At 72.6% G+C, this 24,279-nt stretch carries 26 protein-coding genes; 14 read left to right on the top strand and 12 right to left on the bottom strand.

Annotated features, from left to right (window positions below; genetic code table 11):
- Positions 1-83: 83 nt before the first annotated feature.
- Positions 84-287, bottom strand: a complete 204-nt coding sequence (locus ACFYST_RS13525; RefSeq protein WP_387861848.1) for a DUF397 domain-containing protein — start codon at positions 285-287, stop codon at positions 84-86.
- On the bottom strand, positions 284-1,111 hold the full coding sequence (locus tag ACFYST_RS13520) for a Scr1 family TA system antitoxin-like transcriptional regulator (protein WP_387642734.1): 828 nt from the start codon (positions 1,109-1,111) through the stop codon (positions 284-286). The genes ACFYST_RS13525 and ACFYST_RS13520 overlap by 4 nt, the downstream gene beginning before the upstream one ends.
- Before the next feature lie 106 nt (positions 1,112-1,217).
- On the opposite strand from ACFYST_RS13520, the gene ACFYST_RS13515 reads away from it, so the two are divergent.
- The 4 genes from ACFYST_RS13515 (at position 1,218) to hemC (ending at position 3,692) form a co-directional block, all read left to right on the top strand.
- Positions 1,218-1,730 (top strand): hypothetical protein, encoded by a 513-nt coding sequence (locus ACFYST_RS13515; RefSeq protein ID WP_387861847.1) that lies wholly within the window; start codon positions 1,218-1,220, stop codon positions 1,728-1,730.
- A 68-nt stretch (positions 1,731-1,798) separates the two neighbouring features.
- Positions 1,799-2,053: a hypothetical protein gene (locus ACFYST_RS13510; RefSeq protein ID WP_387861845.1), complete on the top strand. Its 255-nt coding sequence runs from the start codon at positions 1,799-1,801 to the stop codon at positions 2,051-2,053.
- Positions 2,054-2,257: 204 nt separating this feature from the next.
- Positions 2,258-2,770, top strand: coding sequence for an NUDIX domain-containing protein (locus ACFYST_RS13505; protein WP_387861843.1), 513 nt, complete (start codon positions 2,258-2,260; stop codon positions 2,768-2,770).
- Complete coding sequence (gene hemC, locus ACFYST_RS13500; RefSeq protein WP_387861841.1) at positions 2,724-3,692, top strand: hydroxymethylbilane synthase; 969 nt, start codon at positions 2,724-2,726, stop codon at positions 3,690-3,692. Before ACFYST_RS13505 ends, hemC begins: the two co-directional genes overlap by 47 nt.
- Positions 3,693-3,772: 80 nt before the next feature.
- Here hemC and ACFYST_RS13495 read toward each other — a convergent pair whose 3' ends face one another.
- Positions 3,773-4,591 (bottom strand): NAD(P)H-binding protein, encoded by an 819-nt coding sequence (locus tag ACFYST_RS13495; RefSeq protein ID WP_387642738.1) that lies wholly within the window; start codon positions 4,589-4,591, stop codon positions 3,773-3,775.
- Positions 4,592-4,694: 103 nt separating this feature from the next.
- On the opposite strand from ACFYST_RS13495, the gene ACFYST_RS13490 reads away from it, so the two are divergent.
- Positions 4,695-5,114, top strand: a complete 420-nt coding sequence (locus ACFYST_RS13490) for a winged helix-turn-helix transcriptional regulator (RefSeq protein WP_387861840.1) — start codon at positions 4,695-4,697, stop codon at positions 5,112-5,114.
- Positions 5,115-5,151: 37 nt separating this feature from the next.
- Here ACFYST_RS13490 and ACFYST_RS13485 read toward each other — a convergent pair whose 3' ends face one another.
- Positions 5,152-5,877, bottom strand: a complete 726-nt coding sequence (locus tag ACFYST_RS13485; RefSeq protein WP_387861838.1) for a substrate-binding domain-containing protein — start codon at positions 5,875-5,877, stop codon at positions 5,152-5,154.
- A gap of 122 nt (positions 5,878-5,999) precedes the next feature.
- On the opposite strand from ACFYST_RS13485, the gene ACFYST_RS13480 reads away from it, so the two are divergent.
- The 7 genes from ACFYST_RS13480 to ACFYST_RS13450 all read left to right on the top strand — a co-directional run bounded on the left by ACFYST_RS13480 (position 6,000) and on the right by ACFYST_RS13450 (position 13,314).
- Complete coding sequence (locus ACFYST_RS13480) at positions 6,000-6,767, top strand: IclR family transcriptional regulator (protein ID WP_387642741.1); 768 nt, start codon at positions 6,000-6,002, stop codon at positions 6,765-6,767.
- 334 nt (positions 6,768-7,101) lie between these two features.
- The gene (locus ACFYST_RS13475; protein ID WP_387861836.1) at positions 7,102-8,319 is read left to right on the top strand and encodes a 4-hydroxybenzoate 3-monooxygenase; all 1,218 of its coding nucleotides are present in this window, start codon (positions 7,102-7,104) and stop codon (positions 8,317-8,319) included.
- 60 nt (positions 8,320-8,379) lie between these two features.
- A complete protein-coding gene (locus ACFYST_RS13470; protein ID WP_387642743.1) occupies positions 8,380-9,408 on the top strand; it encodes an amidohydrolase family protein in 1,029 nt (342 codons plus the stop codon).
- A gap of 18 nt (positions 9,409-9,426) precedes the next feature.
- Positions 9,427-10,113: a 4-carboxy-4-hydroxy-2-oxoadipate aldolase/oxaloacetate decarboxylase gene (gene ligK / locus ACFYST_RS13465; RefSeq protein WP_387861834.1), complete on the top strand. Its 687-nt coding sequence runs from the start codon at positions 9,427-9,429 to the stop codon at positions 10,111-10,113.
- A gap of 3 nt (positions 10,114-10,116) precedes the next feature.
- Complete coding sequence (locus tag ACFYST_RS13460; RefSeq protein WP_387861832.1) at positions 10,117-11,043, top strand: amidohydrolase family protein; 927 nt, start codon at positions 10,117-10,119, stop codon at positions 11,041-11,043.
- Positions 11,044-11,048: 5 nt separating this feature from the next.
- Positions 11,049-12,350: a protocatechuate 4,5-dioxygenase subunit alpha gene (ligA, locus tag ACFYST_RS13455; protein ID WP_387861830.1), complete on the top strand. Its 1,302-nt coding sequence runs from the start codon at positions 11,049-11,051 to the stop codon at positions 12,348-12,350.
- Between the two features lies 1 nt (position 12,351).
- Positions 12,352-13,314 carry a Gfo/Idh/MocA family oxidoreductase gene (locus tag ACFYST_RS13450; protein ID WP_387861828.1) on the top strand — a complete coding sequence of 321 codons (963 nt, stop codon included), beginning with the start codon at positions 12,352-12,354 and terminating at the stop codon, positions 13,312-13,314.
- Positions 13,315-13,382: 68 nt separating this feature from the next.
- Here ACFYST_RS13450 and ACFYST_RS13445 read toward each other — a convergent pair whose 3' ends face one another.
- The 4 genes from ACFYST_RS13445 to ACFYST_RS13430 are packed head-to-tail and all read right to left on the bottom strand — an operon-like array spanning position 13,383 to position 17,187.
- Positions 13,383-13,838 (bottom strand): MaoC family dehydratase, encoded by a 456-nt coding sequence (locus ACFYST_RS13445; RefSeq protein WP_387642750.1) that lies wholly within the window; start codon positions 13,836-13,838, stop codon positions 13,383-13,385.
- 21 nt (positions 13,839-13,859) lie between these two features.
- Entirely contained in the window at positions 13,860-15,341 is a 1,482-nt protein-coding gene (locus tag ACFYST_RS13440; protein WP_387861826.1) for a long-chain fatty acid--CoA ligase, read from the bottom strand.
- A 17-nt stretch (positions 15,342-15,358) separates the two neighbouring features.
- Positions 15,359-16,225 carry an amidohydrolase family protein gene (locus ACFYST_RS13435; RefSeq protein ID WP_387861824.1) on the bottom strand — a complete coding sequence of 289 codons (867 nt, stop codon included), beginning with the start codon at positions 16,223-16,225 and terminating at the stop codon, positions 15,359-15,361.
- Positions 16,222-17,187, bottom strand: a complete 966-nt coding sequence (locus tag ACFYST_RS13430; protein ID WP_387861822.1) for an SDR family NAD(P)-dependent oxidoreductase — start codon at positions 17,185-17,187, stop codon at positions 16,222-16,224. Before ACFYST_RS13430 ends, ACFYST_RS13435 begins: the two co-directional genes overlap by 4 nt.
- A gap of 77 nt (positions 17,188-17,264) precedes the next feature.
- On the opposite strand from ACFYST_RS13430, the gene ACFYST_RS13425 reads away from it, so the two are divergent.
- Positions 17,265-17,705, top strand: a complete 441-nt coding sequence (locus ACFYST_RS13425; protein ID WP_387861820.1) for a MarR family winged helix-turn-helix transcriptional regulator — start codon at positions 17,265-17,267, stop codon at positions 17,703-17,705.
- Positions 17,706-17,709: 4 nt separating this feature from the next.
- Here the strand turns inward: ACFYST_RS13425 and ACFYST_RS13420 are convergent, their stop codons facing one another.
- From ACFYST_RS13420 to ACFYST_RS13405, 4 genes are read right to left on the bottom strand one after another with little or no spacing between them, the layout of a single operon-like run.
- Positions 17,710-19,095, bottom strand: coding sequence for a carboxylesterase/lipase family protein (locus ACFYST_RS13420; protein ID WP_387861818.1), 1,386 nt, complete (start codon positions 19,093-19,095; stop codon positions 17,710-17,712).
- Between the two features lie 20 nt (positions 19,096-19,115).
- Positions 19,116-20,177: a 5'/3'-nucleotidase SurE gene (gene surE, locus ACFYST_RS13415; RefSeq protein WP_387861817.1), complete on the bottom strand. Its 1,062-nt coding sequence runs from the start codon at positions 20,175-20,177 to the stop codon at positions 19,116-19,118.
- A gap of 25 nt (positions 20,178-20,202) precedes the next feature.
- Positions 20,203-21,969: a glycoside hydrolase family 3 protein gene (locus tag ACFYST_RS13410; RefSeq protein ID WP_387861815.1), complete on the bottom strand. Its 1,767-nt coding sequence runs from the start codon at positions 21,967-21,969 to the stop codon at positions 20,203-20,205.
- Between the two features lie 32 nt (positions 21,970-22,001).
- Complete coding sequence (locus tag ACFYST_RS13405) at positions 22,002-23,234, bottom strand: MFS transporter (RefSeq protein WP_387861813.1); 1,233 nt, start codon at positions 23,232-23,234, stop codon at positions 22,002-22,004.
- Positions 23,235-23,636: 402 nt separating this feature from the next.
- Here ACFYST_RS13405 and ACFYST_RS13400 point away from each other — a divergent pair, with 402 nt between their 5' ends.
- A complete protein-coding gene (locus ACFYST_RS13400) occupies positions 23,637-24,278 on the top strand; it encodes a TetR/AcrR family transcriptional regulator (RefSeq protein ID WP_387861811.1) in 642 nt (213 codons plus the stop codon).
- The last annotated feature ends 1 nt before the right edge of the window (position 24,279 follow it).

The following is a 24,279-nucleotide window of genomic DNA, read 5'->3' as shown; positions in this document are numbered from 1 at the left end:
CCCGGGGCGTGTCCGCCCTCACCGCATAGAAACAGCGAAGCCCCCGGCGAAGCCGTCGGGGGCTCAACTGCGGGGTGTTGCGGTCACACGTTGCCGAAGCGGCCGGCCTTCACGGCGTCGATGAAGGCGTCGAAGCTTGCAGGGCTAAATCGGAGGTGCGCCCCCTCCGGGTCCTTACTGTCCCGAACAGGAACGATGCCCTCGGCGGCAACCAGGTTCCGCGCCACCTCCACGCACTCCCCGCCGTTGCTGCTGTACGACGACTTGAACCACACGGGCTCGGTCACGGCACTTCCCTCCTTAGCTGGCCGATCAGGGCCACAGACTCAGCCTGTGAGAGTGCTGTGGTCTGTAGCTGATAGTAGGCCGTCAGCACCGGTAGGACTGCACCGGTTTCTCGCTCAAGATGACCTTGTTGCGCGGACTCTGCGTAGGACATGAGGGACCTGTCCGGCAGGGTGAGCACATACACAGGAAGATCGAAGGCCCGGTCCTCGCCTATGGCGAGAGGGGCAATCTGCAACACGGTGTGCGGCATCCCGGCGAAAGTCAGCAAAGCATCCAACTGATCGGCCATGACCGCTGGCCCGCCGACCGGGCGGCGGATACAACTCTCATCCAGAACCGCATGGATCTGTGGTGGCGGTTCCCGGCGCAGGGCCGCTTGCCGACGTGCGAGGTAGGCCACCCGTTCATCGGCCTGGCCCTGCGTGATGCTGCCTCGACGGACTGCCCCTGCGGCGATGGCTCGTGCGTAGTCGATGGTCTGGAGTACTCCGGGCACGATGCCCAGGGTGAACAGGCGCAGTTCCACGGCACGAGACTCGTGCGCGACGTACTCAGGGAAGCCTTCAAGCAGTACCGAGCTGTGCAGATCCTGCGCTCGACGCTGGAATACGTTTTCGGTACCCAAAGCCTTGTCAAGTTCCCGAGAAAACCTGGGAGTTGGGGGGCGCCTGCCATTCTCCACGGCAGACACGTGCGTCCCCGAGTAGCCGGTGTGTTCGCCCAACTCCTCCTGAGTCCACTTCCTTGCCTCGCGTGAGCTGCGCAGGAATGCGCCGAACGCTGCTTCGGGCGACTCGGCGGGGTCCAGCTCAGACCGGTTCACCGTCTCAACTCCTTACTCTCCGAGCAACTTTGACAAGTTGAACACTTTGCGGCGCTGGGCCACAGTGAAGCCCCTCGGTAGTGGCTCGACTACGGAAGGGCACGACGTGATGGACGTGGACTCTAGACCCGAACCGCCGTTGGCGAAGGCCATTCGTCAGCAGCGAGCAGAGGCGCGCGCGGCGTGTGACGCCCTGGCCGAAGTTGCCGATGCATTCGACATTGAGTTGCCGGAACTCGGCGTCGACCGGTCCGAGCCCTACACGGGCGAAGTGCTGGTCGAGGTGGGCCGGGTGCCGGTGGAGTCGGTGCGGTTGCTGGCCGAACACCTGCAACTCCTCAACCTTCACTGGGACACGATTGCTGCCGCCGTCGCCGAGCCCGTCACGCCCGCCGTCCCGCTGTTCCGCCCGAACGTCGGGGACCTGGTGGTGGACACGGCGACGGGCCGAGCCGGCGAGTTCCGCGGCGAGGATGGCGACACGTGGTGTCTCGCCCCGGTGTCCGGTGACAGCGAGCCGTGGACGGCCGACCCGCTCACGGTGCGAACGGCGACCGTCAACGAGCTGGTGCGGGTAGGCATGACGGCGAGGGTCAACCGTCAGCCGAAGGCGGGGTGAGCCGTGACGCGCGTGACGCTGGTGACGGGCGTGCTGGTGTTCGGCGTCGGGGCTGTGGAGAAGCCCCGATGACCGACCCGGCAACGGGCCCCGTGCACGTGAACTACACCCGGGCCGACGGATACCTGTTGGAGATCGAGGGGACCGTCGAGAACCCGTTCGTCATGGAGTCCGACGCGATCACGCACACGAAGTCGTGCGCCGAAGACGCGGTGCGCAAGGTGCTGGGCATCCTCGCGGACGAGCCGGTCACTCTCCGCATCACCACCGATGACGACTGGCTGTTCGCACGAACGGATGCGGTGGAGCTGGCCGACGACTGACGTTCCACCAGACCCCGCCGATGCCACTCGGCGGAAGGGCGCGTTCTCTCCTGCACGCGCCGCAGTCCCGGTCCGTCCCGACGGCACCGGGCCGGGGCTGCACCTCTCGACTCCCGGCGGGGCCTGTGCCCCGTCGGGCACCAAGACCCCACCCGGTCCCACGCGCCCGGGGCGGGCACCACGAACCGATCCAGTGGAGGAACCTTGGGCGCCGCGCCCGGCCACCCGGTCACGTCGTACGTCTTGTGCACCGGTCCCGGTGACCGTCTGCTGATCGTTCAGGCTGCAGGTCTCGGAGCGTGGCACCTGCCTGGCGGTGTGGTGGAGGCGGGCGAATCTCCGCTTGACGCGGTTCGCCGCGAGGCTCGCGAGGAGCTCGGCCTGGCGCTCGATCTGTTGCCGGACGACCTGATCGGGACGGTGTGGGTGCAGGCCCGCCGCGAGGGCGCCCGGGACCGCATCGTGTTCCTGTGGGCGGGACCGATGCTCAGTGCCGCCGACACCGACCGAATCGCCTTGCAGGAACGGGAGTTGTCGGCGTGGCGCTGGGCGGGCGCGGACGACGCCCACCGGCTGTTGCACCCTGCCGTGGCTGCTCGAATCCGGACGCCTCTCCAGTGGCCCGGACGCGTTACCTATCAAGAGACCCGAAACGGAAGGACAGACCCCAATGACGGCCGAGTTCCCCGCCAGGACCCTGCGCATCGGCACGCGTAGTTCGCCGCTCGCCCTGGCCCAGACGGACATGGTGATCGCCGCCCTGCGCGCGCACGTCCCCGAGCTGGTGACCGAGATCGTGCCGGTGACCACCGAGGCCGACCTGTGGCAGGGCGACCTGGCGCAGCTCGGCGGCAAGGGCCTGTACACCAAGCAGATCGACGCGATGCTGCAAGCGGGCAAGGTGGACATGGCCGTCCACTGCGTGAAGGACGTGCCCGGCGACGTGCCCTTGCCCCGCGGGTTGGTGTTCGCCGCGTACATGGAACGTCCGGACGTGCGGGACGTGCTGCTGTTCCCCGAGGGTTCCGAGTGCCGCACGCTCACCGACCTGCCGCCGGGCGCGATCATCCTGTCGTCGGCGGTCCGCCGGAAGGCACAGATCCTGCGCGCCCGGCCGGACTTGAAGGTCGTCCGGGTTCGCGGGGCCGTCGGGAGCCGGTTGGAGAAGCTGGACGGCACGAGGAAGATCGACGTCCAGGCGCACGGCATGATCCTCGCCACCGCGGGGCTCGCCCGGCTCGGCATCGAACGGCCCGGCCACGTGCTCGGCCTCGACGAGATGCTCCCGGCCGTCGGCGCGGGTGTCCTCGGGCTGGAGTGCCGCCAGGAGGACCATGCCGTCGCCGCGCTGCTGGAGAAGGTCAACCACCCGCGCACACAGCGCGAGGTGACGGCGGAACGCGTCATGCTGCACGGGCTCCGCGGCCACTGCAACAGCCCCATCGCCGGACACTGCACCACCGAGGCCGACGGGCAACTCTCCCTGCGCGGCATGGTGTTCGACCGCGAGGGCAGCAAGTTCGCCAACGCGATGCTGTGGGACGAACACCAGGGCGACCCGGCCGTCCTCGGTGCCCGCGTCGCCGCCGAACTCCTCCGCCAGGGCGCACGAGAAATCATCTCGGGAATCCCGCACTGACCTGACGCCGCCTGGCCCCGTCCGCATGAGCAGTAGCGGACGGGGCCTCGCCGCGCAGCAGCGCCGACTACCGCCCCCACCTACACGTTCACCACCGGCCGCACCGCCGACGCCACCCCCGCGGCCACCGCCAGCGGGTCCCGTAGCGGGCGGCCCAGCAGCTTCGCCAGGGCGGGCGAAGTCCCGGCGAGGAAGCCGTGGCGGATGGTGGTGGCGAGGGAGCTGAGCATGGGGGGTTGGAAGGGGAGCAGGGCGGGGGTGGCGAGCAGGCGGGTGCGGTAGGTGGCGAGGGGGAGGGTGTGGTGGGGGACGCCGAGGGTGGTGGCGACGGCGGGCGCGGTGAGGGGGGTGCCGGTGAGGTCGTGGATGAGGCCGGTGTGGGGGGTGGGGTCGGCGGCGACCTTTGCGGCGGCATCGGCGAGGTCGGCGCGGGCGACGGCGGCCAACGCGCCGTCACCGAAGGGGGATTCGAGGCCGGAGGAGGTCCAGGTGAGGAGGCCGCCGAAGAGTTCGGCGTAGAGGCCGTTGCGGAGGATGGTCCAGGGAAGGCCGCTGTCGCGGATCAGGAGTTCGGTGGCGCGGTGGGCGGCGGCGAAGGCGAGGTGGTCACCGGCGGTGGTGAGGCTGGTGTAGACGACGTGGCCGACACCGTCGCGGACGGCCGCGTCGAGGACGGCGGTGTGCCGGGCGATGACGACGTCGTCCTCCGCGTAGCCGGCGGAGATGAGCAGGAGGGTGGTGACGCCGCGCAGGTCGAGCGTGGCGGGGTCGTCGAAGTCGAGGTGTCGCATGCCCTCGCGAGGGGTGCGGCTGCCGCCGAGTGAAGGCACGCCGGCCAGGCGCAGTGCGGCGAGCGTGGCCGCGCCGAGGTTTCCGTTCGCTCCGGTCACCAGGATCATGATCAGTCACAGCCTTTCGCGCCGTCGGCCCTGGTTCTCTTCGGTAACCAGTCGTTACGGTGATCCTCGGCCGCGCGACGACCGTCCACAAGGAGGCAGTTCGATGTCACTGACGCACACCGCGGTAACCACCCCCGCCGAGCTCGAATCCTGCGGGCGGCAGGATCATCCGGACTGCGGGATCCGGGACGTGCTGGACCGGATCGGCGACAAGTGGTCGGTCCTGGTGATCGTCGAACTCTCGGGCGGGCCAAGAAGGTTCAGGGATTTGCAGCGCGCCGTCGAGGGCATCTCGCAGCGGATGCTGACGCTGACCGTCCGGCGGCTGGAGCGCGACGGGCTGGTGCTGCGCACGGTGTATCCGACCGTCCCGGCGCAGGTGGACTACCGGCTGACGGAGACCGGCGCGGGCCTGACGCACCTGGTGAAGGCGCTCGCCGACTGGTCGCTGGCGCACCGCGCGGTGATCGCCGAGGCCCGGCACGCGTACGACCTGGAGCACCCGGAGAACGAGATCCGGTGACCCGGAAGGGCAGCGACAAGCCCTCCCGGGCGGTCGGTCAACCGGAGGTCGGGCGGTCCCGCGCGGGCGGCCGGGCGGCAGGGCGCATTCCCCTTGCCCGGGCGGTCTCCGCGGCCTCCTCGGCGGCCAGCAGGTCCAGCACCTCGCCGGCCGGGCCGGGCCGGGCGGAGGCGGTCAGGACGGCGCCGGCGAAGGTGGTGCTGATGCCCGCGTCGCCGGGCAGCGGGCCGACCACGCGCACCCCGGGCAGGTCCATCAGTTCGCTGTGCTGCTGGAAGGCGAGGTCGGCTTCGCCGGAGGCGAGCAGCGTGCCGGCCGGCACCCCGGGCGGTGCCTGGACCAGGCGGTCCCGGAGCGCCTCGGCGAGTCCCTGACGGTTGATCAGGTCGAGCACGGCGGTGCCGCTCGGGCCGGTCGAGTAGGCGATCCGACGGGCCGTCAGCAATGCTGCACGCAGGGCATCCTGACTGTCGAGGGCCGGTGCCGGGGAGCCCTCGGGAACGGCGGCGACCACCTGGGAGACCCACAGCGGGCGGGCCGTCGCGGCGAGCACCAGACCCTCGGCCGCGAGCGCTGCCAGCGCGTCCTCGGCGAGCACCAGCACGTCGCCCGCCGCCCCTTCCCGGACCCGCCGGGCCACCTCCACGCCGCCTGCCGACTCGAACCGTACCGGTATGTCGTGCGCACGCCCGATCCACTCGGACAGCTCGGCCAGGATCGGCCGGGTCGCCATCGAGGACAGGCCGACGATCTCTTCGTCCACGTCTGCTCCTTGCGTCCGGCAGATGCTACGACGGGCGATCGGGCTGTTCAACGGCGGTCTGCGACACTGCGAGGTTGACTTCCTCCCCGGCTGAAGCCGGGGGTATCCACGAAAGGACCCTGATGAACACCACCCCGAGCACCGCCGCCGGAAAGGTCCTGGACGTCCTGGCCGTCTTCGACCGCGAGCACCCGGTGCTGACCCTGTCGGAGATCGCCCGGCGGGCGGGCCTGGCCGTGAGCACCGCGCACCGGGTGGTATCCGAACTCGCGGCGTGGGGCGCGCTGGAGCGGTCCGAGGACGGCTCCTGGCACGTGGGACTGCGGCTGTGGGAGGTCGCCTCGGGCTGCCCGCGGACGCAGATCCTGCGGGACGCGGCGCTGCCGTTCATGCAGGACCTGTACGAGGCGACCCACGAGAACATCCAGCTCGCCGTGCGCGAGGGCACCGAGCTGGTCTTCGTGGAGCGGATCGCCGGGCACCGCTCGGTGGAGCTGCTGACCATGGTCGGCACCCGGTTCCCGGTGGCGTCGACGGGCATGGGCCGGGTGTTGCTGGCGCACGCGCCGGCCCAGCTCCAGGAGGAGGTGCTCGGCGCTCCGCTGCCGGCCTGGACGCCCCACACCGTCACCGAACCGAGGACGCTGCGGGCGCAGTTGGACCTGATCCGCCGCGAGCAGGTCTTCGTCAGCGACCGGCAGTTGTCGCAGAGCACGGTGGCGGTGGCCGCGCCGGTGCGGATCGGGCGGGACGGGCCGGTGAGTGCCGCGCTGGGCATCGTGATCGCGGCGCGGGACGCGGACCGGGCCCGGGGGCTGCGCGAGCCGCTGCTGCGGGCGGTGGGCGCGATCTCGGCGGAGCTCGGCCGGCGGGCCCGCACCGGGCGGTGAGCAGCCGGCGCCCCGCCGGGCGGTGAGCAGCCGGCGCCCCGCCGGGCGGTGAGCAGCCGGTGCCCCGCCGGGCGGTGAGCAGCCGGTGCCCCGCCGGGCGGTGAGCAGCCAGGCCCGCACCAGGCGGTGAGCAGCCGGTGCCCCGCCGGGCGGTGAGCAGCCAGGCCCGCACCAGGCGGTGAGCAGCCGGTGCCCCGCCGGGCGGTGAACAGCCAGGCCCGCACCGAACAGTGAGCAGCAAGCTTTCCGCCTGACGGAAAGCCGGGAGACCGGCCGCGGGTCGGGCTGCCAGCGTTCGGGGGAGGAAATCCCCCGCCGCTGTCCTGGAGATGCCATGGCCGACGCCATCCCCGCCGCCTCGATCGACACCGTCACCCGGGCCCCCGTCGCGATCGTCGGCGCCGGTCCGGCCGGTCTGATGCTGGCTCACCTGCTGGGCCGCGCCGGGGTGGAGGCCGTCGTCCTGGACACCCGGACCCGGCACGAGATCGAGACCACCCAGCGGGCCGGCATCCTGGAGGCCGACGTGGCCCGGGACCTGGTGGAGACCGGGGTCGGTGACCGGATCCTGCGCGAGGGCCACGAGCACACCGGCGTCGAACTGCGCTTCGGCGGCCGGGCGCACCGGATCGACTTCCAGGGCCTGGTGGGCGCCTCGACCTGGCTCTACCCGCAGACCGACGTGTTCATCGACCTGGCCGACGCCCGCGAACGCGACGGCGGCACCGTGCACTTCGGGGTCCGCGACACCGAGGTGCTGGACGTCGACACCGCGGCGCCCAGGGTCCGCTGGACGGCGCCCGACGGCACCCGGCACGAGGTGCGGGCCCGGTACGTGGTCGGCGCGGACGGCTCGCGCAGCATGTGCCGGGACCTGGTGCCGGAGCGGAGCCGGGTGCGCTACGGGCACGAGTACCCGTTCGCCTGGTTCGGCATCATGGCCGCGGCCCCGATGAGCTCCCCCGAACTCGTCTACGCCCACTCCGAGCAGGGTTTCGCGCTGATCAGCCAACGCACCGACACGGTGCAGCGGATGTACTTCCAGTGCGATCCGCAGGACTCGCCGGACGCCTGGCCGGACGACCGGATCTGGCAGACCCTCCAGGCCCGGGTGGCGGGCGAGGACGGCTTCCGGCTCCAGGAGGGGCCGGTGCTGGAGAAGAGCGTGCTGCGGTTCCGGTCGTTCGTGCAGGAGCCGATGCGCTGGGGTTCGCTGCTGCTGGCGGGCGACGCGGCGCACACCGTTCCGCCGACGGGGGCGCGCGGCCTCAACCTGGCGCTGCACGACGTGAAGGTGCTCGCCCCGGTGCTGCTGCGGGCGCTCGGCGCCGAGGGGGCGGCCGCGCTGGACGACTACCAGCCGCGCGCCCTGGCGCGGGTGTGGCGCGCCCAGCACTTCTCGTCCTGGATGACCAGGCTGCTGCACCTGCCGCCCGGCGCGAGCGCCTTCGACCTGCGGCGCCAACTCGGCGAGCTGGACAGCGTGGTGGGCACCCGAGCGGGTCGCGGCTACCTGGCCGAGCAGTACACCGGCTGGCCGACCCGGGGCTGACCCGGGGCTGACCCGGGGCTGGCCCGGACCGCTGACGCCCCATCGAAAAAGGACCTTCACGTGATCATCGACTGCCACGGCCATTTCACCACTGCCCCGCCGCAGCTCGCCGCCTGGCGCGAGCGCCAGCTCGCCGCCCTCGACTCGCCGTCCGACGCGCCCGACCCGGCCGGGCTGCGGATCTCGGACGACGACCTGCGGGCGGCGATCGAGCCGAACCAGCTGCGGCTGATGGACGAGCGCGGCACCGACCTGACGGTGTTCTCGCCGCGGGCCAGCTTCATGGCGCACCACCTCGGCGACTTCGCGGTGTCCGCCGCCTGGGCGCGGATCTGCAACGACCTGGTGCACCGGGTCAGCACGCTCTACCCCCGGCGCTTCGCGATGGGCGCGATGCTGCCGCAGTCCCCCGGCGTCGACCCGGCGACCTGCCTGCCGGAGCTGCGGCGCGCGGTGGAAGAGCTGGGCGCCGTCTCGGTGAACCTCAACCCCGATCCCTCGGGCGGGCGTTGGACGGCCCCGCCGCTGACCGACCGGTCCTGGTACCCGCTGTACGAGGCGCTGGTGGAGTACGACGTGCCGGCCATGATCCACGTCAGCACCTCGTGCAACCCGGCGTTCCACACCACCGGCGCGCACTACCTGAACGCGGACACCACCGCGTTCATGCAGCTGCTCCAGGGCGACCTGTTCGCGGACTTCCCGACGCTGCGGTTCGTCATTCCGCACGGCGGCGGCGCGGTGCCCTACCACTGGGGCCGGTTCCGCGGGCTGGCGCAGGCCCTCGGCGGGCCGCGGCCGGAGGACCTGCTGGGCCGCAACGTCTTCTTCGACACCTGTGTCTACCACCGGCCGGGCATCGACCTGCTGACGTCCGTCGTCCCGTCCGAGGGCGTGCTGTTCGCCAGCGAGATGATCGGCGCGGTGCGCGGGATCGACCCGCTGACGGGCCACCACTTCGACGACACCCGGCGGTACGTGGACGCCACCGACCGGCTCTCCGACGAGCAGCGGGCGGCCGTGTACGCCGGCAACGCGCTGCGCGTCCACCCCCGACTGGCCGCCCGCCTCGCCGCGTCCGGCCGCTGACCCCCAGGAGCGATGCACATGCACACCGAACTCGGTGTCGTCCGCACCACGATCGAACGGCCCGATGCGGCCGCGGTGGCCGCGCTGTCGGCGTTCGGCACGGCGACCGTCCACGAGGCGATGGGCCGCACCGGCCTGACCCGCCCCTACCTGCGGCCGGTGTACCCGTCGGCGCGGCTGTGCGGCCCGGCGGTCACGGTGCTGCTCCAGCCCGGCGACAACTGGATGCTGCACGTCGCGGCGGAGCAGATCCGGCCCGGCGACGTGGTGGTGGCGGCCTGCACGACCGAGAGCGAGGACGGGTTCTTCGGCGAGCTGCTGGCGACCTCGTTCCGTTCCCGGGGCTGCGCGGGCCTGGTGATCGACGGCGGCGTGCGGGACGTCGCGGACCTCGCGGCGATGGACTTCCCGGTGTTCTCCCGGGCGATCAACGCGCGGGGCACGGTGAAGGCGACCCTCGGTTCGGTCAACGTGCCGGTGGTGTGCGCCAACGCGCCGGTGCGCCCGGGCGACGTGGTGCTGGCGGACGCCGACGGCGTGGTGGTGGTGCCGCGCGAGCGGGCCGCCGAGGTCGCCGAGGCCTCCGCCCGGCGGGAGGCGGCCGAGGCGGGCAAGCGCGAGCGGCTGCGCTCGGGCGAGCTGGGCCTGGACATGTACGGCATGCGCGGCCCGCTGGCCGCGCTCGGACTGCGCTACGAGGACTGAGCCATGACGACCGATCAGCAGAAGACCCCCGGCTGGCTGGACTGGCACCCCTCCCCCACCCGTCCGGCGCTCGCCCTCCCGGCCGGCGCGGTGGACGCGCACTGCCACGTGTTCGGCCCCGCCGCGCAGTTCCCGTACGCGCCGGAGCGCAAGTACACGCCGTGCGACGCCTCCGCCGAGCAGCTGTTCGCCCTCCGCGACCACCTGGGCTTCGCCCGCAACGTGATCGTCCAGGCGACCTGTCACGGCGCCGACAACCGCGCCCTGCTGGACGCCCTGCACCGCTCCGGCGGCCGGGCCCGCGGCGTGGCCACCGTCAGGCCGGGGGTGAGCGACGCCGAGCTGCGGGAGCTGCACGCGGCCGGCGTGCGCGGGGTGCGGTTCAACTTCGTGCGCCGCCTGGTCGACGTGACGCCCCGCGCCGAGCTGTGGGACGTGGTGGAGCGGATCGCCCCGCTGGGCTGGCACGTGGTGCTGTACTTCGAGGCGGCCGACCTGGCGGAGCTGCGCGAGTTCTTCCTCTCCATTCCGGTGCCGCTGGTGATCGACCACCTGGGCCGGCCGGACGTCTCCAAGGACCCGGACGGCCCGGAGTTCGCCGGGTTCCTCTCCTTCCTGCGCGCCCGGGAGGACATCTGGTGCAAGGTGAGCTGCCCGGAGCGCCTGTCGCTCACCGGCCCGCCGGCCCTGGACGGCGAACGGGACGCCTACCGGGACGTGGTGCCGTTCGCCCGCCGGGTGGTCGAGGAGTTCCCCGACCGGGTGCTGTGGGGCACCGACTGGCCGCACCCCAATCTGAAGGACCACATGCCGGACGACGGCCTGCTGGTCGACTTCCTCCCGCACATCGCCCCGACCGAGGAGCTGCGCCGGCGGCTGCTGGTCGACAACCCGAACCGCCTCTACTGGCCTTCCCCGGAAGGGAGTTGACGACCATGGCAGTCGACCGCACGTACCGGCTCGTCCCCGGGACCACCATCTTCGACGCCGACCAGTCCGCAAAGGGCTACCACCTCAACCAGTTCTGCATGTCGCTGATGACGGCCGAGAACCGGGCCGCGTACCTGGCCGACGAGCGCGGCTACCTGGACGCCTGGCCGCTGCGCGAGGCACAGAAGCAGGCGCTGCTCGACCGGGACCTGAACGCGGCGATGCGCGAGGGCGGGAACATCTACTTCCTCGCCAAGTGGGGTGCCACGCTGGGGTTCTCGTTCCAGCAGATGGCGGGCTCGATGACCGGCATGACCGAGCAGGAGTACCGGGACATGATGGTCTCCGGCGGCCGCTCGGCCTCCCTCCCCGGCAACCGGATCGACCGCGCGGTACTGGAGGCCGCCCACGCCGACCAGTCGCCGACCGCGGCACACGCCGCCGTCTCGGCCGCCGTGTTCACCTCGCACGTCCCGGCGATCGGCGCGGCGATGGACCACGGAAAGACCGAAGAGCCTTACTGGCAGCCGGTGTTCGCCGGGTACGAGCACTCCCGGCAGTGGGCCCGGGAGAACGTCCCCGACGTGGTGATCCTGGTCTACAACGACCACGCCAGCGCCTTCGACCTCTCGCTGATCCCGACGTTCGTGCTGGGCACCGGCGCCGCCTACCCGACCGCCGACGAGGGCTACGGCCCGCGCCCGGTGCCGGGCATCGAGGGCGACCCGGAGCTGGCCGCGCACCTCGCGCACTGCCTGATCCGGGACGACTTCGACCTGACACTGGCCAACGAGATGCCCGTCGACCACGGGCTGACGGTGCCGCTGTCGCTGATGTTCGGCGACGTGGAGCGGTGGCCGTGCCGGGTGATCCCGCTCCACGTCAACGTGGTGCAGTACCCGGTGCCGTCCGGGGCGCGCTGCTTCGCGCTCGGGCGGGCGCTGCGCCGGGCGATCGAGTCCTACCCGCGGCCGCTGAACGTGCAGGTCTGGGGCACCGGCGGGATGAGCCACCAACTCCAGGGCCCGCGCGCCGGGTTGATCAACCGGGAGTGGGACAACGCGTTCCTGGACCGGCTGGTCGCCGACCCGGCGGGCCTGGCCCGGGTGCCGCACCTGGAGTACGTCGAGGAGGCCGGCTCGGAGGGCATCGAGCTGGTGATGTGGCTGATCGCCCGCGGCGCGCTGAGCGACGTCGACGACGGCGGCCGGGTCGACGTCGAACACCGCTTCTACCACGTGCCGGCGTCCAACACCGCCGTCGGCCACCTGATCCTGAACAACCACCCCCGCCTCGAGGAGAACTGAGATGACCACCCAGCAGCCCCTGCGGATCGCCCTGGCCGGCGGCGGCGCGTTCGGCGCCAAGCACGCGGCGGCCCTGCGCCGGATCGAGGGCGTGGAGCTGGCCGCCGTGGTCTCCTCCTCCCCGGAGAGCTCCCGCAGGTTCGCCGCCGAGCAGGGCGTCGACCGGGCCGCCGGCAGCCTGGACGAGGTCCTGGCGATGGACGACGTGGACGCGGTGATCCTGGCCACGCCGACGCCGCTGCACGCCGCGCAGACCCAGGCCTGCCTGGCGGCGGGCAAGCACGTGCAGGTGGAGATCCCGGTCGCCGCCTCGCTGCCGGACGCCGAGGCGTGCGTGGCCGAGGCGGAGCGCACCGGGCTGGTGGCGATGGCCGGGCACACCCGCCGGTTCAACCCCAGCCACCAGTGGGTGCGCCGGCGGATCACGGCGGGCGAGTTCGCGATCCAGCAACTCGACGTGCAGACCTACTTCTTCCGCCGCACCAACCTCAACGCCCTCGGCCAGGCACGCAGTTGGACCGACCACCTGCTGTGGCACCACGCCGCGCACACCGTCGACCTGTTCGCCTACCAGACCGGTTCGCCCATCGTGCAGGCCAACGCGATCCAGGGGCCGGTCCACCCGGAGCTGGGCATCGCGATGGACATGTCGATCCAGCTGAAGACGGCGAGCGGCGCGATCTGCACCCTCTCGCTCTCCTTCAACAACGACGGCCCGCTGGGCACGTTCTTCCGCTACATCGGCGACACCGGCACCTACCTCGCCCGCTACGACGACCTGTTCACCGGCGCGGACGAGCCCGTCGACGTCAGCGGAGTCGACGTCTCCCTGGACGGCATCGAACTCCAGGACCGCGAGTTCGTCGCGGCCATCCGCGAGGGCCGCGAACCCAACGCCTCGCTCGCCCAGGTACTGCCCTGCTACCGCACCCTGGCGGCCCTGGAGCGGCAGCTCGGCGTCTGACGAGAACAATTGACGAGGCGTCGGGACCACCATCTGTTTCGGTCCCGACGCCTCGTCATTTTCGTTGGTCAGGCGTAGAACCGGGAGACGCTCTGCAGCACCGCGGCCGGCTTGGTGGCGCCCTCGATCTCCACCGTGCCGTCGACGGTGATCTGCACCCCGCCCGGCACCTCCTCGACCTCGGCGAGGCGGGCGAGCAGGCGGATGCGGGAGCCGACCTTGACCGGCGAGGGGAAGCGGACCTTGTTCAGGCCGTAGTTGACCTTGGTGGTGACGCCCTCGACCTCCAGCAGTTCGGTGAACAGCGGGATGAACAGCGACAGCGTCAGGTAGCCGTGCGCGATGGGGGCGCCGAACGGGCCGGCGGCTGCCCGCTCGGGGTCGGTGTGGATCCACTGGTGGTCGTCGGTGGCGTCCGCGAAGGTGTCGATGCGCTGCTGGGTGACCTCCAGCCAGCGGCTGGTGCCGAGGTCGGCGCCGGCCAGCGACTTCAGCTCGTCGAGGCCGTTGACGGTGAGTGCCATGGGTGTTGCCTTTCGGTGGGTTCAGCTGCCGTGCCGGGCACGGAGCCGGTGCTTGAGGATCTTTCCGGAGGCGGTGCGCGGCAGTTCCTGCGCGAGCACCACGGATCGGGGGAGCTTGTACTTGGCGAGCACCCCGCTCAGCGCGGCAAGCAGCGCCGCCGGGTCGAGGTCCGCCCCGGCCTCGGGGACCACCACGGCCCGACCGACTTCGCCCCACTTGGCGTCGGGGACGCCGTAGACGGCGCACTCGGCGACGCCGGGCAGGGCGAGCAGGGCGTCCTCCACCTCGGCGGGGTAGACGTTCTCGCCGCCGGAGATGTACATGTCCTTGAGCCGGTCGGCGATGGTGACGTAGCCGTCGGCGTCGGCCCGGGCGGCGTCGCCGCTGCGGAACCAGCCGTCGTGGAAGGACTGCGCGGTGGCCTCGGGCAGACCCCAGTAGCCGGGGCCGACGTTGGGCCCGTGGACCAGGAGTTCGCCGATCTCGCCCGGCGCGGCCGGCCGGCCGTCGGGGGTGAGCAGCCGCACGTCGGTGAAGAAGTGCGGGACGCCCGCGCTGCCGGCCTTGGCGGCGGCGTGTTCGGCGTCCAGGAAGAGCACGCCGGGTGCGGTCTCCGTCATGCCGTAGCCCTGGAGGAAGGCCAGGCCGCGCCGCAGGTAGGTGTCGATCAGCGTGGTCGGCACGGGGGCGCCGCCGCAGTTGAGGACCCGCAGGCTGCTCAGGTCCGCGCTCTCCCAGCGTTCCTGAGCGGCGATCAGGTGGTACATGGTCGGCACGCCGAACAGGTAGCTGATCCGCTCGCGTTCGATGATCTCCAGCGTCGCGGCGGGGTCGAAGGACTCCACCAGGTGGCAGGTGCCGCCCTTGAGCAGGACCGGCAGGGTGAGCATGTTGAGGCCGGCCGTATGGAACAGCGGCGCGCTGACCAGGGCCCGGTCGTCGGCGGTCAGGTCCACGTCCACCAGCACGTTGTACGCGTTCCAGGTCAGGTTGCCGTGGGTGAGCACGGCGCCCTTGGGACGGCCGGTGGTGCCCGAGGTGTACATGATGATGCAGGTGTCGTCGAGCGTCACCGGCTCGTCGATCGGGGTGGGATCGGCGGTCAGCAGAGCCTCGTAGGCGGGGCCGACCTGCACCGTCAGCGACGGGCCGGCGCCCACCAGGCCCGCGCAGTCGGGGGCGTGGATCAGCGCCTTCGCCCCGCTGTCCGTCAGCTGATAGGCGATCTCGGGTGCGGCGAGCCGGGTGTTCAGCGGGACGAAGACCGCGCCGAGCAGGCCGGTGGCGAACAGGGTCTCCAGGAAGGCGGGGTGGTTGGGCCCCAGGTACGCCACCCGGTCGCCGCGGCGCAGTCCGGCGGCGCGCAGGGCCTGGGCGAGGCGGGTGGTGCGGTCGGCCAGCTGGGCGTAGCTGACGGTGTGTCCGTGGTGGACGAGTGCGGTGCGGTGCGGGGTCTTCCGGGCCCGGCGGGCGGGCCAGGAGCCGATTCCCTCGTTGCGCATGGGCGGTTGGGGCCCTTTCAGCTCAGCCCGAGCAGCCGGGCGGCGTTGTCCTTGAGGATCTTCGGCCGGACCTCTTCCTTGATCGGCAGCTTCGCGAAGTCGGCGAGCCAGCGGTCGGGGGTGAGGACCGGGTAGTCGGAGCCGAACAGCACCTTGTCCTTGAGCAGCGTGTTGGCGTACTGCACCAGTTGCGGCGGGAAGTACTTCGGGGACCAGCCGGAGAGGTCGATGTGCACGCCGGGTTTGTGGGTGGCGACGGCGAGCGCCTCGTCCTGCCAGGGGAAGGACGGGTGGGCGAGGATGATCTTCAGGTGCGGGAAGTCGGCTGCCACGTCGTCCACGTGCATCGGGTTGGCGTACTTGAGCCGGATCCCGCCGCCGCCGGGGACGCCCGCGCCGATGCCGGTCTGGCCGGTGTGGAACAGCGCGACGGTGCCGGTCTCCTCGATCAGCTCGTACAGCGGGTAGGCGAGCCGGTCGTTGGGGAAGAAGGCCTGGATGCTCGGGTGGAACTTGAAGCCCTTGACGCCGTACTCCTCGACCAGGCGCCGGGCCTGGCGGACGCCCGCCTTGCCGCGGAACGGGTCGATCGAGGCGAACGGGATCAGCACGTCGGCGTTGGCGGCGGCGGCCTCGGCGATCTCCTCGTTGGGGACGGGCGGGCGTCCGGTGGCGTGTTCGGCGTCGACCGTGAACACCACGGCGGCCATCTTCCGCTCCCGGTAGTACGCGGCCATCTCGGCGACGGTGGGCTTGCGGTCGCCGGCCACCTTGAAGTAGCCGCTGGAGGCGTCGTTCAGTTCCTCGTCCAGCGAGGCGTGGCCGTGCGCGGAGACCTCGGCATGGGTGTGGACGTCGATCGCGGTCAGCTCGGCGAGGTTCACTTCGCGCTCGCGGGGACGACCGGGGCGGGGACGACCGGGGCGGGGATGCCGACGCTCTGCGGTTCGCGGCCGACCGAGCCGGCCCAGACGGCGGCGATCGCCTCGGGGCTCCAGCCGCCGTCGGCGTACGCGGTCGCCACTTCCTGCGGGTGCGACCACAGGGCGAGCTTGTCGCCGCCGATGCCGATGCACTGGCCGGTGATGCCGGCGGCGGCGTCCGAGGCGAGGAAGGGCAGCAGCGCGGCGCAGTCCTCGGCGGTGCCGAAGCCCTCGCCCTTGCGCAGGAAGTCCGGCAGCGGCGCGCCCTGCTTCATCGCCTCGATGTAGGGGGCGAAGGCGGGGATCGTCTCGGTCATCGCGGTGGCGGCGACCGGGACGACGGCGTTGACGGTGATGCCGGCCCGGCCGAGCTCCATCGACCAGGTGCGCACCATGGCGGCGATGCCGGCCTTGGCGGCGGCGTAGTTGGTCTGCCCGAAGTTGCCACGCTGTCCGGCCGGGGAGCCGATCATGATCAGCCGGCCGCCGTCGCCCTGCTCGCGCATCCGGACGGCGGCGGCGCGGGCGCAGGTGAAGGTGCCGCGCAGGTGGGTGGCGATGACGGCGTCGAAGTCGTCGTCGGTCATCTTCCAGAGCACCTTGTCGCGCAGGATGCCCGCGTTGGTGACCATCACGTCGAGCCGCCCGAAGGCTTCGACGGCCCGGTCCACCAGCAGTTGGGCGGCTTCGGTGGTGCCGACCGCGGCGGCCTGGGCGACCGCCCGGCCGCCGGCGTCCCGGATGGTGGCGGCGGCCTGCTCGGCGGTGTCGGCGTCCAGGTCGTTGATCACGACGGCGGCGCCGGCGTGGGCGAGGGCGGTGGCGTAGGCGAGGCCGAGGCCGCGCCCGCTGCCGGTGACGACGGCGACCTTGCCGGTGAGGTCGAGGGGCTTGGCCGGGGTGGCGGAGGATTCGTGGCTCATGGCCATTGAAGCTAAGAACAATGATTGCTCTTGTCAATGATTGCTGAGGACCCAGATTTCCGGGCATGATGGGCCCCATGAGTGACGCCCCCTGGATGCACAGCCTGCAGACCGACGCCGGATACCTGCTGTACCGGCTCGGCCAACGGGCCGGCAGCCTGTTCAACGCCGCCCTCGAACAGCACGGCCTGCGTCTGCGCCACCACGCGATCCTGCGCTACCTGGCCACCGTCGACGGCGCCCGCCAGCGCGAACTCGCCGACCGCCTCGGCTACGACCCGAGCGCCGTCGTCACCCTGCTCGACGACCTCCAGCGCCTCGGCCTGACCGAACGCCGGGCCGACCCCGCCGACCGCCGCAACCGCATCGTGGTGCTCACCGAAGCCGGCCGCGAGCTGCTGCGCACGGCCGACGCCGACAGCCGCCGGGTCACCGACGACCTGCTGCACCCCCTCGACGCCGCCGACCGCGCGACCCTCCTCACCCTGCTGCGCCACCTCGCCGAACCCACCCCCTGACGGGTCAGCCGGCCCAGATCTCCCGGACGGCGCGCAGCGGGTCGTGCTCGACCCGGGCCTCGGCGCCCCACCGCATGGTGGCGCGGCCGTCGCGGTAGGGCGGCCAGGCCGGGTCGAGCTCCCGGACGAAGGCCACCCAGGCGGTGTGCACCGCGTCGGCGAGGGCCTGCGGGGGCCGGGCACCGAGGGCCTCCTCGACGCCTTCGGCGGCCAGCGCGTCGAAGGCGAACGGCAGATCGGTGCAGTGGTAGGCCTGACCGGCGCGGCCGGGGGCGCTGCCGGTCCACTCGAACTGGTAGAGCCAGGTGGGGCGCCCGAGAGCGACCCGGGCCTCGGCGTGGGCCAGCGCGGGGGCCCGGAACAGCCAGTCGGTGAGCACCTCACCCGAACCGGCCCCCGGGTTCTCGGCGTGGAACCGGGCGGCGCGCTCCGGGTCCAGGCCGAGCGCGGCGAGCATCGCGTCCACCTCCGGGCCGCCCGGTGCGGCAGGCCCGGGCGCGGCGAACTCGTGCGCGGTGAAGCCGAGCAGCAGCGGCACCTCGGACTCGGCGACCGCCTCGGCCACCGGGCGGGTCACCAACTCGCCGTCCACGCACGGGGCGAGGGCCAGCAGCGAGTCGCCGTCGTCGCCCAGCGCGTCCTGGAGCGCGAGCAGCTGCTCGTCGCTCGCGTCCTGGAGGGCTTCGGCGGTGAGCACCGCTCCGGTGCGCTCGGCCAACGCCCGGGCGACGGCCGGGGCGTCGGGTTCGAGCACCGCACCGGAGGCGGAGATCGCGGCGCGCAGCAGCCCGCGCGCCGCGGGCACCGCCAGCAGGGTCTGCACCGCGCCGCCGCCCGCCGACTGCCCGGCGACGGTGACCTTCGCGGGGTCGCCACCGAAGCCGGCGATGTTGTCGCGGACCCACTCCAGGGCGGCGACCCAGTCCCGTACGCCCCGGTTGTCGGGCGCGTCCGGCAGGTGCAGGAAACCCTCGACGCCGAGCCGGTAGCCGACCGTGACCAGCACCACGCCGTCCCGGTTGAACGCCGCGCCGTCGTACCAGGGGCTGGCGGCGCTGCCCGCGACGTAGCCGCCGCCGTGGATCCACACCAGCACCGGCAGGCCCGCCGACGGGTCGGCGGCGGGGGTGAAGACGTTCAGGTTGAGGGTGCCCGCACCGGGGATCGTCGGCTCGGGGATGGTGGTGACCTCGGCGAACGGCCGCCGCTGCGCGGTCGGCCCGTACGCGGTGGCGTCGAGCACCTCGCTCCACGGCTCGGGCGCCACGGGCGCGGCGAACCGCAGCGCCCCGACGGGGGGTTTGGCGTACGGGATGCCGAGGAAGCACGCGCTCCCGTCGGCGCGGCGCTCGCCGCGCACCGGGCCGCTGCGGGTGGGGACGACGGTCATCTGTTCTGCTCCTGGACGGGTCACGGGGTGGGCCCCTGGTGTTCGACGTAGTGGCGGACGCGGTTGAGCTCGGCCGGATCGGCCGGGCGCGCGCCGTAGGTGCGGTCGGGGGTGACGGGGGTGACGGAGATCCGGTTGTCGCGCAGCAGCGCGGTGGCGTCGGCGTCCGGCACGGTCTCGGTGCAGCGGTCACCGGGCCGGTGCTCGCACCAGCCGAGGCCGATGGCGTAGGCGCCGCCGGTGGTCGGCTCGTAGGCGTGCCAGACCTCCCGGCCGTGGCCGACGGAGGTCCACCGGGCGGGCCCGGCGGGGCGGCCGGCGGTGATGTCCGGGTAGTCCACCTTGAGGGCGAACGTGCGGCTGAGCAGGTCGTGTCCGCGCAGGCCGGCGATCAGCCGGGCGGCGTAGTCGGCGGTGGCCCGGTAGTCCGCGGTCGGGAAGTACTCGCCACTGTCGTCGCCGGTGGTGGAGAAGGCGAGCGCCGGAACGCCGTCGTCGACGGCGGCGAGCGCCGCGCCGACCGTGCCGGAGTCGTTGACCTGGGCGCTGACGTTGGCCCCGGAGTTGATGCCGGAGACCACCAGGTCGGGCCCGCCGGACCAGCCGGTCCGGTCCGCGAGGGCGGCCCGCAGGGCCAGGTGCACGGTGTCCACGGGGGTGGCGGAGGGGCTGCCGGGCCGGCACGCGTCGTCCAGGCAGACCCCGTACACGGCCCCGCCGGACGGGGCGGCGGCGCAGTCCGCGCCGTACCCGGCGGGCAGCTCGGCGCGGCGGGCCAGCGCCAGCGTGCCGCTGTTGCTGACCGCGGTGCCCTTGCCGGACTGGACCTGCCAGGGCGCCATCACCACCACGTCCGCGCCGGCCGCGCACAGGGCGCGGCGCAGCTCGTACAGGCCGAGGCCGTCGGACTGCGAGGCCTTGGCGGCCCGCATCGAGTCGTCGTTGGTGAGCAGCACCCGCAGGCCCGCCAGCGGCCGGACGGCCGGTGCGGGGGCGTCGGGCGCGGCGGCGGCGGAACCGGTCACGGCCAGGGTGCAGGCGGCGGTGGCGGCGGCGAGCAGGCGGCGGGCGGTGCGTCTCACGTGAGGTTTCCTCTCTGTCCGCGGGTCACAGGTCGAGCCCGTGGCCGAACGCGAAGACCGGGTCGGCGGTGTCGTTGGGCACGTCGGGGCGGGAGGCCGCCACGGCGGCCATCGAGCGCGGCAGTTCGAACGGCAGCCGGCCCTCGGGGCGGGCCCGGCCGAACACCACGTCGAGCAGGGCGTCGTCCTGCGCGCCGTAGTCGGCGACCAGGGCGTGCGCGCGCTCGGCGATCTCGGGGAGCACGGCCGGCCGTTCCAGGTTGATCAGCACGACGGTCGGCACGGCGTCCAGGACGGCGAGGATCCGGGCGAGTTCGTCCGCCGGGAAGTCCAGGTGCCCGGAGTGGAACAGCGACTCGAAGCGGTTCGGGCGCTGCTCGTACGGCGTGTACAGGCGCAGCACGGCGAGGTCGGCCTCGGCCGGGTCCTGGACGGCCCGGCCGTACCGGGCGACGACGGCCGCGTCCAGGCCCTCGGTGTAGAGGCGGGGCGCCGGACGGGTGACGGGCAGGGTGGCGTCGCGGTTGACCAGGACGGTCAGCGAGCGGCGCTGCGCCGCGGCCCCCTCGGCGCGGAACTCCGGGTTGCCGACGATCAGTTCGGCGGCGTCGGGGTCCACGTACCGCCGCTCGTCGAACAGGCCGAGGACGAACTTCTCCCGCAGCAGCCGTCGCACCGAGGTGTCGAGCCGCGCCTCGGTGATCCGCCCGTCGTGCAGCAGGGCGAGCAGCAGTTCGGGGCACTCCTCGCCGCCGAACTGGTCGACGCCGGCGTCGAGCGCCTTGGCGGCGCGTTCGGCCGGGGTGAGGTGTTCGACGCCCCAGGCGCGGGCGCGGTGCGGCTCGCCGAAGATCTCGTCGTCGTTGAGCAGGCCCCAGTCGGTGCACACGATGCCCTGGAAGCCGAGCTCTTCGCGCAGCAGGCCGGTGACCACGTCGCGGTTGAAGCCGAATCCGACCTCCTCCCAGTCGGTGCCGATCGGCTGCCCGTAGTAGGGCATCATCTGGGCGGCGCCGGCCGCGACGGCGGCACGGAACGGGGCGAGGTGCAGCTCGCGCATCCCGCCGGGGTAGACCTGCTCCTTGCCGTGCGGGAAGTGCGGGTCCTCGCCGTCCTTCTGCGGCCCGCCGCCGGGGAAGTGCTTGACCATGGCGGCCACGCTGTCCGGGCCGAGCCGCTCGCTCTGGAGGCCGCGGATGTACGCCTCGGCGAGTTCGGCGGTGAGGGCGGCGTCGGAGCCGAAGGTGCCGGTCTGCCGCGACCAGCGCGGTTCGGTGGCGAGGTCGAGCTGCGGGTGCAGGGCGACCCGCAGGCCTACGGCGAGGTACTCGCGGCGGGCGATGTCGGCGAAGCGGCGCACCAGTTCGGGGTCGCGGACGGCGGCCAGGCCGATCGGCTCGGGCCAGGCGGAGAACGCGCCGGCCCGGATCGAGGCGCCGATGTTGGCGGTGAAGGAGTGGCGGGGGTCGGTGGAGAGGGTGACCGGGATGCCGAGCCGGGTGCCGTGGGCGATCTCCTGGACGGCGTTGTGCCATTCGGCGATCCGGCGCGGCTCGGCGGTGCCCACCAGGTTGAAGTGGCTCAGGCCCTGGTCCCGGATCAGGCCGGTGGTGTCGGCGGGGAAGTCGCTGTCGTCGCCGTCCTCCACGGGCCGGCCGTCGGCGTGCATCGGCAGCATGGTGTGGAACATCAGGCCGGCCTTCTCCTGCGGCGTCATCCGGCCGAGCAGGTCCTCGACGCGTTCGTCCACCGGCCGGACGGGGTCCTGGTAGGGGAGGACGGTGTGGTGCATGGTGTTTCTCCGATGAAGGGGGTGAGGGGCGGTCAGCGGACGCCGCGGATCGGGACGACGGCGAGCGCGCCGCCCAGGATGATCAAGGCTCCGGCCAGGTAGAGCGCGTCGTAGCCGGCCAGGCTGACCACCGCGGAGGCGACCAGCGGGGCCAGGATCTGCGGGCCGGCGTTGGCGATGTTCAGCACTCCCAGGTCGCGGGCGGCGTCGGCGGCGCTCGGCAGCACCTGGGTGACCAGGGCGGTGTCCACGGCCATGTAGCAGCCGAACGCGATCCCGGCGAGCACGGTGTACAGCAGGATGCCGGTCCAGGTGGGCATCAGGACGGGGACGGCCATGGTGGCGGAGGCCAGCACACACGAGATGGCGATCAGCGGCTTGCGGCGGCCGAGCCGGTCGGACAGCCAGCCGCCGAGGACGGTGGCGGCGAGCGTGGAGACCGCGTCCACCGGGGCGAGGTAGGTCTGGGCGCCGGGGGCGTCCATGCCGTCGGGGAGCCGGATGTGGTCCTGCAGGATGTAGAACTGGAACAGCGAGACGGCGAAGAAGCCGAGCATCATCAGGAACCGGCCGATGAACGCCCAGCGGAAGTCGGCGACCTTCAAGGTCTCGGCGAACGCGGCGAGTTGGCGGCGCAGCGGGACGGGTTCGGTCTTCGTCGGGCGCTCTTCGCGGACCAGTGCGGTGAACAGCACGGCGGCCAGCGCCATGACGGCGCCGATCAGCAGGTAGCCGGTGTCGAGCGAGTCGGGGACGAAGTGGGCGGCGAGCAGGATGCCGACCACCGAGCCGATCGGGGTGCCGATGCCGACCATCGCGGAGGCCACTCCGCGTCGTTCGGCGGGCACCCGGTCGGGAACCACGGCGGTGATGGCGGCCTGGAAGCAGTTCATGGTGGCCTGCACCAGGCACCAGACCAGGGTGACCAGCAGGATGGTGCGGACCTGGCCGAGCAGGGCGAGCGCGCCGAAGGAGGCGAGGCCGCCGCCGAGGATCCACGGGTTGCGGCGCCCGGAGCGGTCGGAGAGCAGCCCGGCGAGCGGGTTGAACAGGGTGGCGAACACGGCGGCGACGCCGGAGACCAGGCCGAGGCTGCCGACCTTGCCGTCCGGGTCGAGCAGTTCGATCTGGGCGGGCAGCAAGACGCCGCCCACCCCGAGGTAGACCAGGTACAGCGCGGAGTTGCCGAGGGTGAGCATCGGCAGCAGGGCCCGGTCGGCGCCGGCGGCTCTCGGGTGGTCGACGGCGTCGTCGGCGGTGGTCATGACCGGCCTCCTGGGGTGGCCACGGTCCCGTGCGGCGGGAGGGTGAAGGGTGGGGGTGCCCCGCACGCGGTGCGGCACGGCGAACGGGCGGCACGTCAGGTGGCCGTCCGGCCCGATCGGGCACGGCGGCGGGGCCGGACCAGCAAAGCACGAAAACCGAGTGGTCAGTAGGTATTCATTTTGTGACCTGGGTCACACCGGGTGGGGCTCCGTGGAGGGTTGGCTAGGGCCTGTCCGGTCGATCTTGTCGGATCAGCGCGCGGCGTCGGGCGCCCGGCTGGGAGTGCCGGCGAACCGTCCTCGTACTGGGTGTACTTGGATGGTTTGCCGGTGCTTCCAGGCGGGATGATCCGGCGTCGCGCGCCCGGCAAGATCGGCCGGACAGGCCCTAAGGTGGCAGCCATGGACGTGAAGCACGAGCCGGCCCGCCGCGGCAGCTACGCGGTCGGCGACGAGCGCCGCACCCGCATTCTGGACACCGCCGTCGCGCACTTCGCCCAACTCGGCTTCCGCGGCACCTCGCTGGCCCGGATCGCCAAGGACGCCGGGCTGACCCAGGGCGGCCTGCTGCACCACTTCCGCACCAAGGAGGCGCTGCTGGTCTCGGTGCTGGAGGCCAGTGACGAGCACGACATCGAGCGGTTCTTCGCCGAGGAGTGCGCGAGCGTCGCCGAGTGGTTCCACCGCCTGGTCGACCTGGCCGCGTACAACGCCCGCCGGCCCGAGCGCACCCGGATGTTCAACGCCCTGGCCGGAGAGTCCGGCGACCCGGAGCACCCGGCGCACGCCTTCTTCGCCCGCCGCTACCGCACTCTGTCCGCCGACGCCGCGCAGTCGCTGCACCGCGGCGTGGACAGCGGGGAGCTGCGCGCCGACACGGACTGCCCCGCCCTGGCGCGCGAACTGCTCGCCGTGATGGACGGGTTGCAGCTCCAGTGGGTGCTCGACCCGCAGGCGGTGGACATGCCCGCGCACCTGCGCCGCTACCTCGACCGGCTGTACCGCGCCCTGTCGAGCACCGGCGGGCCGCTGCCGGGCGCCTGAC

The sequence above is a fragment of the Kitasatospora sp. NPDC004614 genome (assembly GCF_042873675.1).
Lineage (GTDB): Bacteria > Actinomycetota > Actinomycetes > Streptomycetales > Streptomycetaceae > Kitasatospora.
The sequence above is the reverse complement of the archived record's forward strand: the minus strand, read 5'-3'. Positions and strand labels throughout refer to the sequence as shown.

What these genes read in the sequence shown, in the direction of transcription:
- ACFYST_RS13510 (WP_387861845.1), top strand. Translation starts at nt 1,799, where the DNA reads ATGACCGACCCGGCAACGGGCCCCGTGCACGTGAACTACACCCGGGCC.
- ACFYST_RS13405 (WP_387861813.1), bottom strand. Translation starts at nt 23,234, where the DNA reads ATGACCACCGCCGACGACGCCGTCGACCACCCGAGAGCCGCCGGCGCC.
- ACFYST_RS13420 (WP_387861818.1), bottom strand. Translation starts at nt 19,095, where the DNA reads ATGACCGTCGTCCCCACCCGCAGCGGCCCGGTGCGCGGCGAGCGCCGC.
- ACFYST_RS13430 (WP_387861822.1), bottom strand. Translation starts at nt 17,187, where the DNA reads ATGAGCCACGAATCCTCCGCCACCCCGGCCAAGCCCCTCGACCTCACC.
- ACFYST_RS13495 (WP_387642738.1), bottom strand. Translation starts at nt 4,591, where the DNA reads ATGATCCTGGTGACCGGAGCGAACGGAAACCTCGGCGCGGCCACGCTC.
- hemC (WP_387861841.1), top strand. Translation starts at nt 2,724, where the DNA reads ATGACGGCCGAGTTCCCCGCCAGGACCCTGCGCATCGGCACGCGTAGT.
- ACFYST_RS13460 (WP_387861832.1), top strand. Translation starts at nt 10,117, where the DNA reads ATGACGACCGATCAGCAGAAGACCCCCGGCTGGCTGGACTGGCACCCC.
- ACFYST_RS13425 (WP_387861820.1), top strand. Translation starts at nt 17,265, where the DNA reads ATGAGTGACGCCCCCTGGATGCACAGCCTGCAGACCGACGCCGGATAC.
- ACFYST_RS13400 (WP_387861811.1), top strand. Translation starts at nt 23,637, where the DNA reads ATGGACGTGAAGCACGAGCCGGCCCGCCGCGGCAGCTACGCGGTCGGC.
- ACFYST_RS13490 (WP_387861840.1), top strand. Translation starts at nt 4,695, where the DNA reads ATGTCACTGACGCACACCGCGGTAACCACCCCCGCCGAGCTCGAATCC.
- ACFYST_RS13440 (WP_387861826.1), bottom strand. Translation starts at nt 15,341, where the DNA reads ATGCGCAACGAGGGAATCGGCTCCTGGCCCGCCCGCCGGGCCCGGAAG.
- ACFYST_RS13445 (WP_387642750.1), bottom strand. Translation starts at nt 13,838, where the DNA reads ATGGCACTCACCGTCAACGGCCTCGACGAGCTGAAGTCGCTGGCCGGC.
- ligK (WP_387861834.1), top strand. Translation starts at nt 9,427, where the DNA reads ATGCACACCGAACTCGGTGTCGTCCGCACCACGATCGAACGGCCCGAT.
- ACFYST_RS13480 (WP_387642741.1), top strand. Translation starts at nt 6,000, where the DNA reads ATGAACACCACCCCGAGCACCGCCGCCGGAAAGGTCCTGGACGTCCTG.
- ACFYST_RS13475 (WP_387861836.1), top strand. Translation starts at nt 7,102, where the DNA reads ATGGCCGACGCCATCCCCGCCGCCTCGATCGACACCGTCACCCGGGCC.
- ACFYST_RS13450 (WP_387861828.1), top strand. Translation starts at nt 12,352, where the DNA reads ATGACCACCCAGCAGCCCCTGCGGATCGCCCTGGCCGGCGGCGGCGCG.
- ligA (WP_387861830.1), top strand. Translation starts at nt 11,049, where the DNA reads ATGGCAGTCGACCGCACGTACCGGCTCGTCCCCGGGACCACCATCTTC.
- ACFYST_RS13410 (WP_387861815.1), bottom strand. Translation starts at nt 21,969, where the DNA reads ATGCACCACACCGTCCTCCCCTACCAGGACCCCGTCCGGCCGGTGGAC.